Here is a 13,076-nt window from a genome sequence, read left to right on the forward strand (position 1 = left end):
TTTTGTATTTTTGATTGACCAATTTGTAGCGGCTCCTCGTCTAATTGCTAAATCCGTAAACTTGGGTTTCACCTATTAGGCACAAGAGTTCACGACCTTTATCCCAGGAGTTTACTTATGGTTACAGTCCGCTATGGCGGTAGGAACGGTGAACCGTATGAACTAACAATTAGTGATGAACACATTGTAGTTCGCACGGAAAACCGCAGTATTCTGACCGAAACCAGACCTTATGAAGTCACATCCGTGTCACCCGAAGCCCGCAACATTCTCGATCAATTCGAGTTGGAAACCCGGTTTCGTGCAGCGGGTGTAGAAATTTTACGTGCTAAAGACCCTCGTGAGAACAGTGCTTTGCGTGACACTGCACGAGTCATTCTTAACCAAGAGCCTGCCATCCAATTTGCTGGACGTGTTTTGGTCGATCCACAGTCGATGCAGCCGGTCGTTTATACCGAAAACATCTTCGTGAAGTTCGATGATGAAACCCAGTCTGGTGCCTGTCAGGAAATTTTAGAACGATACGGTTTAACGATTAAGCGTGAACTGGGGTATGCACGGAACGCTTACTTTGTGAGCGCACCAGAGAATACAGGTTTAACTATTTTTGACATTGCTTCTCGGCTTTTGAACGAGGAATCTGTGGAATTGTGCCACCCTGAATTAGTGCGTGAGATTAACAAACGTCAGGCTTTCCCCCAACAGTGGCACCTGAAGCCAACGACCATTAGTGGTCAGGCCATCAATGCCGATGCCAATGTTGAGGCCGCTTGGTCGTTAAGTAACGGCACGGGTACAACTATTGCGATTATTGACGACGGAATGGATCTCGATCATGAGGAGTTCCGCACCGCAGGCAAGATCGTTGCACCGCGCGATGTGACCCGTCAAACGAACGAGCCAAGACCGGGGAACCGAGATAACCACGGCACGGCCTGTGCTGGTGTGGCTTGTGCCAACGGTAATGTTGGGGCATCGGGTGTCGCACCGGGGGCACGGCTGATGCCGATTCGTTTGGCTTCCGGACTGGGTTCCCAGGCCGAAGCGGATGCCTTTGTTTGGGCGGCTCAAAATGGTGCAGATGTGATCTCCTGTAGCTGGGGGCCGCCAGATGGCGTTTGGTACAACCCCAACGATCCTCTGCATAACCAGGTCGTTCCTCTGCCTGACTCCACACGATTGGCGATGGACTTTGCGATTAACCAGGGACGTAACGGCAAGGGATCTGTGATTCTGTTTGCGGCGGGGAATGGGAATGAAAGTGTGGATAATGACGGTTACGCCAGCTACGAAAAAGTGATTGCGGTAGCCGCTTGTAATGATTCGAGTGTGAAAAGCGCTTATAGCGACTTTGGCAACGCCGTTTGGTGTGCCTTTCCTAGCAATGACGGCAGACCCTCAAAAACCCCTGGAATTTGGACAACGGATCGTTCGGGTCGGGTGGGTTACAATCCGGGGAATGCGAATCAGGGTGACGCGGCGGGTAACTATACCAACAGTTTTGGGGGAACCTCCAGCGCCTGTCCGGGTGCGGCGGGTGTCGCGGCTTTGATCATTGCCCGCAACCCGAATTTACGTTGGGATCAGGTACGGGAAATCATTAAACAATCTTGCGATCGCATCGATCAACAGGGAGGGAATTATGATGCGAGTGGTCGCAGTCCCTTCTATGGCTACGGTCGCATGAATGCTCGCAAAGCGGTGGAACTGGCGATGCCAGAGCAAGAGTCCCCTGTTTCCATCTTCACGGCAGTGCAGGATGTACCGATTAAAGACCTGGAGACATCGACACTGACTTTAGCGATCGCTAATACCGACCTGATCAAGTCTATTAAAGTTTCTGTGGATATCGAGCATAGTTATATTGGCGACTTGGTCGTTACCCTTAAAGCGCCTGTGGAAATGGGTGTAGACCCGATGCTTTTGCACAATCGTGAGGGTGCAGCCACTGATAACATCAAGAAGACTTACGACGAGGTGAATGCACCGGGACTAGCGGCCTGTAAAGGAAAAAGCCCCCAAGGGACTTGGGCGTTGGAAGTTGCGGATAAAGCTCAGCGTGATATCGGCAAGATGCGTAGCTTTACCCTTGAACTCGGATTTGAGCAGCCGTCTTAATTGACTTCCCTTAAAAAGGAACGGGGGAGGAAACACCGTCCGCCAAAATAGGTAATAGAGAATTCTTACCCATTACCCATTACCGTGAAAGCCCCCGCACTTGAATCGGGGGATGAGCATTAAGTTACCGAATACTCAGGGGCTTAGGCTGTTGACCTAAACCGGGTCGGGAGGCATTCATGGTTAAAGTTGCGATCGCCTGTTTGTATTGAGGGTCTTCTTGCGTCGCCCGTAAGGTTGGATTAGACTCCAGTTGCTTTTCTTGTGCCTCTGTCAATTCCAGTTTGACATCGGGTTCAATTCCCTTGTGGTTAATATCTTCGCCATTGGGTGGGAAATAATGCTGAATTGTAACCGCCAAGCCGGAACCATCGGATAGAGAATGAACCGACTGTACAACGGCTTTCCCAAACGTTTTACTGCCGATCACCCTTGCCCGCTTATTGTCCTTGAGTGCACCGGCTAGAATCTCACTAGCACTGGCGGAGTTGCCATCCACGAGTACCACCAAAGGCGACTTCGTGAGAGCGGTCTTATTGGCGGAAAACTTCTGATCCCCACCCTTACGATCTACCGTGCGGACAATTAGACCACTGTCTAGCCACATCCGGGCAATTTCCACACTGGCGTTGAGCAATCCTCCTGGATTTCCCCGCAGGTCTAACACATAGCCACCCACTTTCTGCTTTTCCAGGTTCTTAATGGCCTTCACCATTTGTTCGGGAGCATGGGCACTAAATTCATTTAAGCTGATATACCCAATCCGCATCTGACCTTCCTGCTTGAGGGTGTGATGAACGGCTGGAAGTTCGATTTGAGCACGGCTGAGCTTGACATCAAACGGCGGCTTCCCATCGCGGGAAATTCGCAATGTGACAGATGTCCCCACTTCACCCCGAATCATGGAAGAAGCGTCTTCCAGAGACATGCCTTTCGTGGATTTGCCATCAATGGCGACGATCCCATCTCCCGGTTGCAGCTTTGCCTTTGCCGCTGGAGAATTTTCAATGGGTGAGACGATTTGCAGAGCCTTCGTTTTCTCGTCCAGTTCTAGGCGAATCCCTACTCCAGAAAGCTCACCGGAGGTTTGGCTTGTGAGCGCTTGGAATTGTTCGGGGTCCATGAAGCGAGTGTAGGGGTCTCCTATCGGCTTGAGAGCGGCCCGAATGGCCTCGTAGGCTTGTTGTTTTGATGTGTAGTTTTTGCTCAAAAGCTGTTGCCGTGTGGCTAGCCAATCTACGTTATTGAATTTGTTATCCACATATTCTTGGTTAACAATTTGCCAAACCTCATCAACTAGGTTTTTGGGGCTATCCTGAAGTGCGGCAAAGACAGAGCGACCTCCTCCCGGTACGATGAGAGATAAAGCGGCGGTTGTTGCGATCGCTCCAGAGAAGAAGACGCCTTTGAGCCAAGAGAAATGTTTTGGGTGCTGATTCATGGAGTATGGCTAGAACGAGGTTGGCGTTAGAGGGTTAACAGTTATTGTAAAGCGGTCTGTTGAAGAGAGACCCTGGGCTTGAAGTCTACCTCAGCTTACACTTTGCAGCGATCGTACTACCGATAGGATAGATATCGGTTTAGGGCTAATATACTCAATTTGAATTGCCAAGTTAGATAAATTTTGTGCCAGTTTGCCCAGTGTCCTGCTGATAGAGTAAGACTGATGATGAGCGCTGATGGCTTGAGCAAAGTCCGAGCATGGGTCATAAAACATGAGAGGTAGACTCATTCCACGCAACTGGGTTAATTTTAAGAACTGGTTTCGAGCCAAGGGGCGACGTTTGCTAAGCACTAGTCTACTGATTTTAGGTATCCTCCTGGGTAGCTGGCTGCTAATTAACACTGTGAGATTGCAGGTAGTGGCGTCGGAACCTGTTGATGTGTTTTTCGTCCTGGGAGGTGGGATTGATCGAGAGATCTACGTTGCCCAGTTAGCTAAACAGCATCCAGAAGTCCGAGTTTTGATCTCTCAAGGCTCGGAAGACCCCTGCATCTTGCTGATTTTTCAACGAGAACAGGCACCGATCCGCCAAGTTTGGTTAGAAAAGTGTGCCGATTCTACCTTTGATAACTTCTACTTTAATATCCCAATTCTCAAACAGTGGGGTGTTCGTAAAGTTAAGTTAATTACTTCTTCCAGTCATTTACCGCGATCGCAGTGGATGGCACAGATTCTGTTGGGCGCTCATGGGATTTGGGTTGAGACAGATATTGCCTCACATCAGGGCACACCCGGAAATCGAGAATCTGTCCTAAAGGGGGGTTTGGATATCAGTCGCAGCTTAGTTTGGGCGGTTGTGAGTCAGGTTGTCCAGCCCAGATGCTTGAAATTAGTGCCACTTTCTGCTGTGGATTTGGAAGCTTGGCGTAACTCTGGTTTTCGGTGTGAGCGTCAACAGGAGTTGAAGCTTGAGTAGATTTGATATTCTTTTTTGCTGGTTACATACATCAACGAGAAGCTTTTTTTATACTACCCCATATTCAAGGTAATTTTCCAACTTCTGTTAAACGACTCCGGATATCGGTGAGCTTCCCAGTAATGATTAGCAGAACAGATTTTCAATTGATAAGCCAACTGATATCCAACAGTTGGCTTCAGTGAAGATGGTTTAATTTTCTCTAGCCTTGGTGTAATTCTACGTAATAGATAAATGAGGTTCCGAGCAGCGTTACCGCTGATTTAATAAAAAGATTTAAACTCTACTAGTTTCTTACAGCTCTCAATTCATCTGGGAAGCTGGAAACATCATCTGTTGTCATGTTCTAATGGATAGAACCCCAATGATTAAAATTAACATTTGGGTGTTTTTTAGCTTTTATGTAATTTACGCCCTGCTGAGTGTACCCCTTTTCTTATCAACTTCTGATGGTTGGTTAGCTGTTTTCCTTTACTTGATTTTTGGAAGTACTTATTATATTGTAAGTTCTATTTTACTGTTTTTAAGTGCCACCTTTCGCACCCGTCGAGGACGGACAAAAGTTAAAGTTAATTTAAATTTATTATCCAAAATAATTGGCTTTCAAGTTTTTGTGGTTCTGTTTAACTATAGAACTTGTGGTGATTCTCTCTGCTACCAGGGATTTCTGCCCAGCCTCTTGGAGGAAAACAGTATACCCATGGTGATTACACCACCCTTTGTAGTGGTCGTGTTCGCCCTGCTTTTGTACTTAATTTTGTTATCGCTGTTCTTACTAGATGTCGCTTAATTTTAAGAAAAAAAACACGGATTCAACTCTTGCGACTGAAGAAAATAGCGGCTAAAATAATCAGACCTAAAAGGGCTAGAGGCACCCAGAGATTAGAAAGCTCTATCATTTGGGGGTGTTGTCCTGGCTATCACCATTTTTAAAATTAAGAATAATTATAGATTTTTTGTAGAATATAAACCAAGCTTTATTGGAGGGCTAATGTATGACCTTTCCAAATTGGGTGACTTGGCTAAAAGAACGAACAGCTTTCGGTATTCTTTCCGAGGACGTGATCAATGCGCTCGCGCAAGTGATGGAAGAGCGCGTAGTGCCCGGTAACACGCGCTTGGTGATTGAAGACACACCCGTTGAATATCTCTACATTCTCCAACAAGGGCGTATTGAGAGTGACCGAGCTAACCAAACGAGTTCTGCTTGGGCTATAAGTTGGCTCCCAGGAGCCATTATTCATTTACAAGAATTACTATTTGACCAATCCGCTCAAAGAACCGTCAAAACCCTCAGCGAATGTCACCTGTGGGTAATCCCTGCCCAACAATTTCAAGAATTACTCAGCCAATATCCCGAAATTGCTCAAGCTTTTTCGCCCCAACTTGCTGCTGAACTCGCTAAACTGTCTTCTCAACTCAGTTACGAGCAAGAGCGTCAGGCTATTTTAAGGCCTTATTTAGTGAGTAGGGCAAAACGGGGAATTATCGGTAAAAGCCGCTATGCTGTGCGATTGCGGCAACAAATTAAAAAAGCAGGGGAAGACCGCCAATCCGCACTTGTTTTCGGCGAACCTGGACTAGAAAAAGATAATATAGCCACTCTAATTCACTTTGGTTCCGCATACCGACGCGAACCTATTATTAAAGTCGATTGCAGCACTGTACAGGCAAGTGGTGCAGAATTGTTTGGTCGTGCGGGTGGGAAACCAGGATTAATTGAAGCCCTCGGACAAGGCACATTAATTCTCAACAATATTCAAGAATTACCCTCAGAATTAATGCCAACTCTGGCTAATTTGTTAGAAACCGGCAGCTACACACCCGTTGAAAGAGAACAGGGCAACAACAGGGAAGAACCCAATCCAAAATCTAAAATCCAAAATCCCAAATTGCAATGTCAGGCTCATATTGTCATGATTTCTGAAAAAGCCCAGCCAGACATTGAACATCGGGTGAGTCATTTAATCAAAGTTCCACCCCTGCGGGTACGGAAAGTGGATATTAGCGACCAGATGGATTACTACATTAGCCTCTGGTGTCGGTCGAAAGGGAGTTCTAAACCCCGTGTCACACCAGAAGCCCTGCGTCGATTACAGGCGTATGATTTTCCGGGCAACTTGAGGGAATTGCAAAACCTCCTAGAGCGAGCACTCGTACAATTAGGCACTGCCAAAGAACTCACTGAAGAAATTGTCTGGCCTTCTCAGAGTAAGAAGAAACAATTTCGATTGAATCTATTAAATGCTTATCCTAGATTGAGGCGATTTTTAAGAGGTGAGTGGTGGCCCGATCGCATTAATTACGGATTTACCTTATGGTTTTTTGCCCTAATCGTGACATTGGGATTCGTCGGCCCCCAAAATCGTCAAGAAAATTTTACGTTAAATCTCTTTTGGGCGTGGTGGTGGCCTTTAATTTTGGTGGGCTTTCCCTTTGTCGGACGCCTTTGGTGTGCAGTTTGCCCCTTCATGATTTATGGAGAAATAACACAGAAACTTTCCCTGTGGCTATGGCCTCGTCAGTTGAAGCGTTGGCCTAGAGAAGCGGCTGAAAAATGGGGAGGCTGGTTTTTATTTGGCTTATTTGTCCTCATATTTTTGTGGGAAGAACTTTGGAATTTAGAAAATACCGCTTACCTATCGGCTTGTTTGCTTCTGTTAATTACGGCTGGAGCAATGATTTTTTCTGCCATATTTGAACGTCGATTTTGGTGCCGTTATTTATGTCCTATTGGGGGGATGAATGGTTTATTTGCTAAGTTATCGATGACGGAATTAAGGGCGCAACAAGGGACTTGTTCGGCGGAATGTACGACTTACCAATGTTACAAAGGCGGCTCCCAAAAAGGTGAAGGGTTGGAAACGGCAGGTTGCCCGTTATATTCTCACCCAGCTCAATTGGAAGATAACCGGGACTGTGTGTTGTGTATGACTTGCCTCAAAGCCTGTCCTCATCGCTCCGTTGAGGTCAATTTGCGCCCTCCAGGAATTGAGCTTTGGACAACTCATAATCCCCGTACTTATGAGGTAGCGCTACTCTTATTGTTGCTCGGTGGGATATTTCTGCATCGATTACCGGAAATACAGGCAGAATTAGGATTGTCCCTAAATTTACAGGATTTTTGGCAACATTTTGGCTTATCGCTTTTTGTGTTAGCCATTCCCGCCACGATCCCTTTAATTGCCTATGGGGGGAAACAGTTATTTTATCGGCTTATTCAAGCTCTAAAATTCCCAATTCCTAATCCCAAACCTAAACCCTTTGTAGAGCTAGCCTATGGATACTTACCCTTAGTCCTGGCTGGTAACTTAGCTCACTATTTGCGCTTAGGTTTAAGTGAAGGTGGGCGGCTGTTGCCCGTGACGTTGGCGACTTTTGGTCTGAGTGGTGAAGGGTTGCCTGTGTTTGTGGCTCATCCGGCTGTGATCGCCTTTTTACAGGGGGTGACGCTGATGGTTGGTGTGGTTTTGACAATATTTCTGACACAAAAAATTGCTTGTCAGCCTGTGCGATCGCTCTTAGCGCAACATTTCGCATCTGTTATTCTCTGTATCTGTCTTTGGGTCATTATCGTCGGTTATTAAGTGATGAAAAAAACCCTCAGCAGGTTGCTGAGGGCGGTCATCAGGGTGCATCTATATTTGTTAATCCAGCATGGCTCTCACCGTATCCGGAAAATCGCAGATTTTCTTTCAGCGCTACATCTATCTTGAAAATTGCTCATCGGTAATATTAATTCGACTGGCACCGAAATTAGCGAAAAATGGGGTACAGAAACTCTGCGCCCCTCTGCGCGATCCTTTGCGCTCTCTGCGTTAAAAAAATCTACTATTTCAATGCCAACAAACTCACTATAATGGGTCTTATTCAACATTAAAATCTGCTCATTAGTTTTCTTTTGATGATGCACTCTTTTTGGCATCTGCTTTATTGGGTTTAGGGCAAGTTTTTTTAGTACGATTCTTATAAACCCAACCTTGCACCGGAGAGCTAATCTCTATATAACCATTTTCTTCTTTTCCAGTGACAGTGAGTTGGATTCCTGATTTGATAACTTCCCCGGTTTTTTTACTTCTGGGTGACTCCCGGACATTGGATGCCCTTCTCATCGTGAAAGTACAACCATTTGGGTCTTGGGCTTTCTCTGGTTCAGGTTTTGGGTCAGATTGATTGGGTGTAGATGTTGAATTCGATTTGTTGGGTTCAGGTGTTGAATTCGATTTATTAGGGTCAGGTATGGCGTTTGTTTTATTCGTCGTTGTCACCGCAGAGGGTGATGGTGGACGAACCATCGAAAAAATACCGGCGGCAATGACAAGAGTCACAGCACTTGTTCCCAGGATTAGGGGCAATTTGCTAGGGATTGTAGAAAAAGAACCCACACCCATGGGCGATCGCGAAGGTTGGACGGGTGGAACCGTCGCCGTTTCCTCCATTAAATTACTTGATGGGAGGGCAGCTTGACCTGAGGGTAAAGACTTGAGTGTGGCGATCGCCTGTCGCGTCTTAAGCGCCGATATATTCTGGATTGTTTGCAGCACCTTAGAGGCAGACTGATAGCCATCTCTGAGGTAGTAACGCACTCTCTGGCTAGCGATCGCCGCAAAAGCCTTTGCCGCGTTGGGATTGGCGAGTGGCTCAAGTGCTTGCAATGCCTCAGTTGCTGACTGGTAGCGGTATTTAAAATAGTGGCGTACCATCTTAGCCAGAACCGCCGCCAACGCATCGCTGACTTGGGCATATTGCTGCCAGATGATTTCCCCCGTATCGGGGTCTTCTCCAAATTGGGTGGGATTCATGCCAGTTAAGGCTTGGATACCAATCATGCCCAGAGCATAAAGATCACTACTAGTACGAGGTCTACCTTGTCCCTGTTCGCTAGGCATGTAACCTGGAGTACCAATGGCAACCGTCTCTTTGACCAGTTCTTGGGCAACGATCGATTGCATCTGCACTTGCTTAACGGCACCAAAGTCCACTAAAACGACCTTGTTATCGTGCTTGCGACGGATTAAATTCTCCGGTTTGAGGTCGCGATGGATCACACCGTTCGTGTGGACAAAATCGAGGATATATAAGACTTCTTGCAGCAGTTGAATGACCTGGCTTTCACTCCACGGCTGACTCGGTTCTAGTTCCACATTGAGCGGATGTCCGTCAATAAATTCTTCGACGAGGTAAAACTCTTGGTTTTCTTCAAAGTAAGCTAACAGTCGGGGAATCTGGTCATGATTGCCCAGCTTTTCCAGAGTTTCGGCTTCGCGAGTAAAGAGGCGTCTAGCGATTTGCAAAAATTCGGGATCGCGAGAAGCGGGTTTGAGATGTTTGACCACACAAGTGGGATTGCCCGGTCGGCGAGTGTCTTCGGCGATGTAAGTATGACCAAATCCGCCTTGGCCTAGAACTCGAACCACCTGGTAACGCTGGTCTAGTAATGCGCCTATCATGGTATTGCCCGCTCCCCCGCAGTAAACCGTTAGCCTAATAGACTTTTCGAGCCAGAAACCGTGTTTCCGGATTTTTGTAAAGATATGTGTGGATGAACATCGGGTGTGCAGCAGATCGACATCCGCGCAGGTTTTAACACTCAAATGATTCCCTGATTAGACCAACCTTGACCTGTAGATTGACAGGGGAGCAATTACCCTTTCCGGGTGGTGTCCCTTGGGCAATCAGGGCAATGCCATAACCTTGTGGCGAGGTGAGGTTTGACCCCACGAGAAGCCCCTTGCCTAGTGAATTTTTGGCAGACCTTGTTCGCTTCATAAAGGTATCAGAATCATGGCTGAACTTAAACTTCGTCTAAAACGGGGAAATACGGAAAAAACAATTTCGGTGAATCGAGAAGAATTTACCATCGGTCGATTGCCCGAATGCAACTTAAACTTGCCTTTCGAGGGAATTTCTCGATACCATGCCCGCTTATTAAAAACAGCCTCCGGGGTATGGACAATTGAGGATATGGGGAGTAAAAATGGGACGCTCATGAATAAACGCCCCGTGATTTCGCCGGAAAAGATTAAGGACGGCGATGTTATTTGGCTGGGAGATATTAGCCTTGCGGTTATTTTGGTCGAGCCGCCTCAAGCGAATGCAAGACAGGTAGAATCCTCGGAAAAAGGAGCTACTATTCTTCACAATGTCCAAGAACTGCAACAGCATTGGATACAAGCGAATGCTGACCGTGATGATATCAGTAACAAAGACAAAACGATTGCCCGTCTCAAAGATTTGGTGGAGATAGCGAAGAGTCTGAGTGCGGCTGAATCGATAGAAGCAATATTCTTCCAGGTGCAGGAAGTCGTCTTTCGTTACCTCAAGAGTATCGAGCGATTAGCATTATTAATTGATGTGAGTGGTGCAGGGGAACTTGAATTGCTCAATGCAGCAACTCGAAATGTTTTCCAACAAGAAAATTTGTCTCCTGATGGCAGTTGGATTAGCCAAACCATCTGTCAAAAAGCATTTACAGAAAAAGTAGCCATTCAAACAGCGGATGCCCAAGTCGATCAACGGTTTGAGGGGCAACAGAGTATTTTACTCAAAAACATTGGTAGCGCCATGGCTGTTCCTCTGTGGGATGAAAATAAGGTTGTCGGTGTGCTGTATGCCGATGCCCATTTTTCTTCAATGCAGTGGGCCAAAGAGGGAGAGGAAGACCTCAGCTTTTTTTCCACTTTAGCCAACCTCGTAGCCTCTAGTGTGCAACGTTGGCTCTTGCAACAAAAGCTTAGAAGTGAAGAAATGATTCGGCAACGATTAGAGCGATATCACTCTCCCGCCGTCGTACAACAGTTGATCTCAGTAGGCGCATTACCAGACGGTCGGTTATCTCCCCAAGAGAGTGAAATCAGCATTCTGTTTGCAGATATTGTTGGCTTTACAGCACTTTCAGAACGGTTAAGACCCGCAGAAATTGCCCACTTACTCAATGGTTTTTTCGAGGAAATGTTGCAAGAAGTTTTTGCTATGGGCGGGACTTTGGATAAGTATATTGGAGATTGCATCATGGCATTTTTTGGTGCTCCGGAACCTCAAAAAGACCATGCCGACCGGGCTGTTGCCGCCGCCCAAGGAATGCTGACTCGTTTAGAGAATTTGAATGCCAATCAAGTCTTGCGCGAACCTCTGCAATTACGCATTGCAATTAATAGTGGAAAGGCCGTGGTTGGCGATGTCGGCAGTTCTCAACGGGTAGACTATACAGCGTTAGGAGCCACGATTAATCTAGCTTCCCGCATGGAAGGCATCTGTCCTCCTGGTGAATGCGTCTTGAGTGAAGCAACTTATCAAATGCTGGCGCAAAAGCAGGGTTTTGAGGAGATGGGAGAACACCGTTTCAAGGGAATTGACCGACCCATACCGGTTTATCAGACGAAGAGGCGTTGAGACACAGACGGTATCGGGCAAGAAAAAACCCTCAGCGGGGGGCTGAGGGCGGTCATCAGGGTGCATCTACTGTTTTTTAATCCGACATGAATCTGAAAGTATCCGGAAAAATTCAAGAAATTCCCTCACCCGCTAAAAAGGCCAGGGGGATTAGCCAAAGTCCCTGACGATTAGAAATTGCTGCTACACCAGCGAAGATGTCACATAAAGTTCATATACTCTGCCAATTTTGGCGGATTGAGTGGGTATAGTCTCAGAATTTAGCTGATTTCAACCAACTGAATATCAAAGGTTAGGTTCTCGCCAGCCAGAGGATGATTGGCATCTAAGGTTACCTTGCCATTAGAAACCTCTGTAATAAAAACTGGCACAGCTTGTCCATTCGGCTGTTGGACTTGTAATTGCTGACCGACTTCCGGTTCCAAGTCTGGTGGCAGTTGTTCTCTGTTGACTTGAATCACCATTTCTTCTCGATAAGGACCATAGGCTTGATCCACAGGAATTTTTTGAGTTTTTGATTCTCCAGGAGTCATTCCCATCACCGCTTCCTCGAAACCAGGGATGACTTGCCCCTGATTGAGTGTGAATTCTAACGGTTCACGGTTAACGGAGGAATCAAACACTGTGCCATCGTCTAGTTTGCCCGTATAGTGAATTTTGACGGTGTCACCCGATTTTGCTTGTACCATTTTTACTGTCCTTTGGACATGATCAACTCCTCTAGAGTAACAACTAGAGGTATCAGCGGAATACTATCGGCTTGGTTGAGGGTGCAATCGCCTCGGCTAATGTGTTGTGTGCGATCGCTTTCCAAGAAAAAACCCTCAGCGAGTTGCTGAGGGCGGTCATCAGGGTGCATCTACTGCTTAATCCCATATCCTGCTCACGGCGTCCGGATAAATTTCGGGAACTCAAGGAAAACGTGAAACCTTGAATCATCAGTTGGGTAAAGGCTGTCACTGAATTCGGCTTTCCACCTTCTCAATCAAAGCCTCAGCCATCTCAACCGCCAAAAGAATCAGAGTTCGCTCTCGCTGCCCTTGAATGCTTTCATCACTGACCTTGGGATAAATATGTGGATTAGATATCATCGCCGCCAGTAGTTGTGTCGCCATCTGTTTTACTTCAGAACGGTTTGAATCCATC

At 46.7% G+C, this 13,076-nt stretch carries 11 protein-coding genes; 5 read left to right on the plus strand and 6 right to left on the minus strand.

Annotated elements, in window-relative coordinates; translation table 11 throughout:
- Positions 1-117 precede the first annotated feature (117 nt).
- Positions 118-2,118: a S8 family serine peptidase gene (locus MIC7113_RS01580; RefSeq protein WP_015180421.1), complete on the plus strand. Its 2,001-nt coding sequence runs from the start codon at positions 118-120 to the stop codon at positions 2,116-2,118.
- Positions 2,119-2,242: 124 nt separating this feature from the next.
- Here MIC7113_RS01580 and ctpB read toward each other — a convergent pair whose 3' ends face one another.
- Complete coding sequence (gene ctpB / locus MIC7113_RS01585; RefSeq protein WP_015180422.1) at positions 2,243-3,559, minus strand: carboxyl-terminal processing protease CtpB; 1,317 nt, start codon at positions 3,557-3,559, stop codon at positions 2,243-2,245.
- A gap of 90 nt (positions 3,560-3,649) precedes the next feature.
- Positions 3,650-3,850 carry a hypothetical protein gene (locus MIC7113_RS35805; protein WP_155897900.1) on the minus strand — a complete coding sequence of 67 codons (201 nt, stop codon included), beginning with the start codon at positions 3,848-3,850 and terminating at the stop codon, positions 3,650-3,652.
- Here MIC7113_RS35805 and MIC7113_RS01590 point away from each other — a divergent pair.
- The 3 genes from MIC7113_RS01590 to MIC7113_RS01600 all read left to right on the plus strand — a co-directional run bounded on the left by MIC7113_RS01590 (position 3,834) and on the right by MIC7113_RS01600 (position 8,125).
- Complete coding sequence (locus MIC7113_RS01590; RefSeq protein WP_015180423.1) at positions 3,834-4,538, plus strand: YdcF family protein; 705 nt, start codon at positions 3,834-3,836, stop codon at positions 4,536-4,538. The genes MIC7113_RS35805 and MIC7113_RS01590 overlap by 17 nt on opposite strands.
- Before the next feature lie 364 nt (positions 4,539-4,902).
- Entirely contained in the window at positions 4,903-5,328 is a 426-nt protein-coding gene (locus tag MIC7113_RS01595) for a hypothetical protein (RefSeq protein ID WP_015180424.1), read from the plus strand.
- 205 nt (positions 5,329-5,533) lie between these two features.
- Positions 5,534-8,125: a sigma 54-interacting transcriptional regulator gene (locus MIC7113_RS01600; RefSeq protein WP_015180425.1), complete on the plus strand. Its 2,592-nt coding sequence runs from the start codon at positions 5,534-5,536 to the stop codon at positions 8,123-8,125.
- A 303-nt stretch (positions 8,126-8,428) separates the two neighbouring features.
- Here the strand turns inward: MIC7113_RS01600 and MIC7113_RS01605 are convergent, their stop codons facing one another.
- Positions 8,429-9,988, minus strand: coding sequence for a serine/threonine-protein kinase (locus MIC7113_RS01605; protein ID WP_015180427.1), 1,560 nt, complete (start codon positions 9,986-9,988; stop codon positions 8,429-8,431).
- 334 nt (positions 9,989-10,322) lie between these two features.
- On the opposite strand from MIC7113_RS01605, the gene MIC7113_RS01610 reads away from it, so the two are divergent.
- Positions 10,323-11,930 carry an adenylate/guanylate cyclase domain-containing protein gene (locus MIC7113_RS01610; RefSeq protein WP_015180428.1) on the plus strand — a complete coding sequence of 536 codons (1,608 nt, stop codon included), beginning with the start codon at positions 10,323-10,325 and terminating at the stop codon, positions 11,928-11,930.
- Between the two features lie 260 nt (positions 11,931-12,190).
- On the opposite strand, the gene MIC7113_RS01615 is transcribed toward MIC7113_RS01610, so the two are convergent.
- Genes MIC7113_RS01615 through MIC7113_RS01620 form a run of 3 tightly spaced genes read right to left on the minus strand, consistent with a single transcriptional unit; the run spans position 12,191 to position 13,075 of the window.
- Positions 12,191-12,619, minus strand: coding sequence for an FKBP-type peptidyl-prolyl cis-trans isomerase (locus tag MIC7113_RS01615; RefSeq protein ID WP_015180429.1), 429 nt, complete (start codon positions 12,617-12,619; stop codon positions 12,191-12,193).
- A 52-nt stretch (positions 12,620-12,671) separates the two neighbouring features.
- Positions 12,672-12,890 carry a hypothetical protein gene (locus MIC7113_RS35810; RefSeq protein ID WP_155897901.1) on the minus strand — a complete coding sequence of 73 codons (219 nt, stop codon included), beginning with the start codon at positions 12,888-12,890 and terminating at the stop codon, positions 12,672-12,674.
- Positions 12,887-13,075 (minus strand): hypothetical protein, encoded by a 189-nt coding sequence (locus MIC7113_RS01620; protein ID WP_015180431.1) that lies wholly within the window; start codon positions 13,073-13,075, stop codon positions 12,887-12,889. Before MIC7113_RS01620 ends, MIC7113_RS35810 begins: the two co-directional genes overlap by 4 nt.
- Position 13,076 lies beyond the last annotated feature (1 nt).

It is taken from the genome of Allocoleopsis franciscana PCC 7113 (assembly GCF_000317515.1).
GTDB lineage: Bacteria > Cyanobacteriota > Cyanobacteriia > Cyanobacteriales > Coleofasciculaceae > Allocoleopsis > Allocoleopsis franciscana.

Excerpts from the sequence above, each read along its gene's own strand:
- MIC7113_RS35805 (WP_155897900.1), bottom strand. The coding sequence starts at position 3,850 with ATGAGTCTACCTCTCATGTTTTATGACCCATGCTCGGACTTTGCTCAA.
- MIC7113_RS01615 (WP_015180429.1), bottom strand. The coding sequence starts at position 12,619 with ATGGTACAAGCAAAATCGGGTGACACCGTCAAAATTCACTATACGGGC.
- MIC7113_RS01605 (WP_015180427.1), bottom strand. The coding sequence starts at position 9,988 with ATGATAGGCGCATTACTAGACCAGCGTTACCAGGTGGTTCGAGTTCTA.
- MIC7113_RS01600 (WP_015180425.1), top strand. The coding sequence starts at position 5,534 with ATGACCTTTCCAAATTGGGTGACTTGGCTAAAAGAACGAACAGCTTTC.
- MIC7113_RS01580 (WP_015180421.1), top strand. The coding sequence starts at position 118 with ATGGTTACAGTCCGCTATGGCGGTAGGAACGGTGAACCGTATGAACTA.
- MIC7113_RS01595 (WP_015180424.1), top strand. The coding sequence starts at position 4,903 with ATGATTAAAATTAACATTTGGGTGTTTTTTAGCTTTTATGTAATTTAC.
- ctpB (WP_015180422.1), bottom strand. The coding sequence starts at position 3,559 with ATGAATCAGCACCCAAAACATTTCTCTTGGCTCAAAGGCGTCTTCTTC.
- MIC7113_RS01590 (WP_015180423.1), top strand. The coding sequence starts at position 3,834 with ATGAGAGGTAGACTCATTCCACGCAACTGGGTTAATTTTAAGAACTGG.
- MIC7113_RS01610 (WP_015180428.1), top strand. The coding sequence starts at position 10,323 with ATGGCTGAACTTAAACTTCGTCTAAAACGGGGAAATACGGAAAAAACA.
- MIC7113_RS01620 (WP_015180431.1), bottom strand. The coding sequence starts at position 13,075 with ATGGATTCAAACCGTTCTGAAGTAAAACAGATGGCGACACAACTACTG.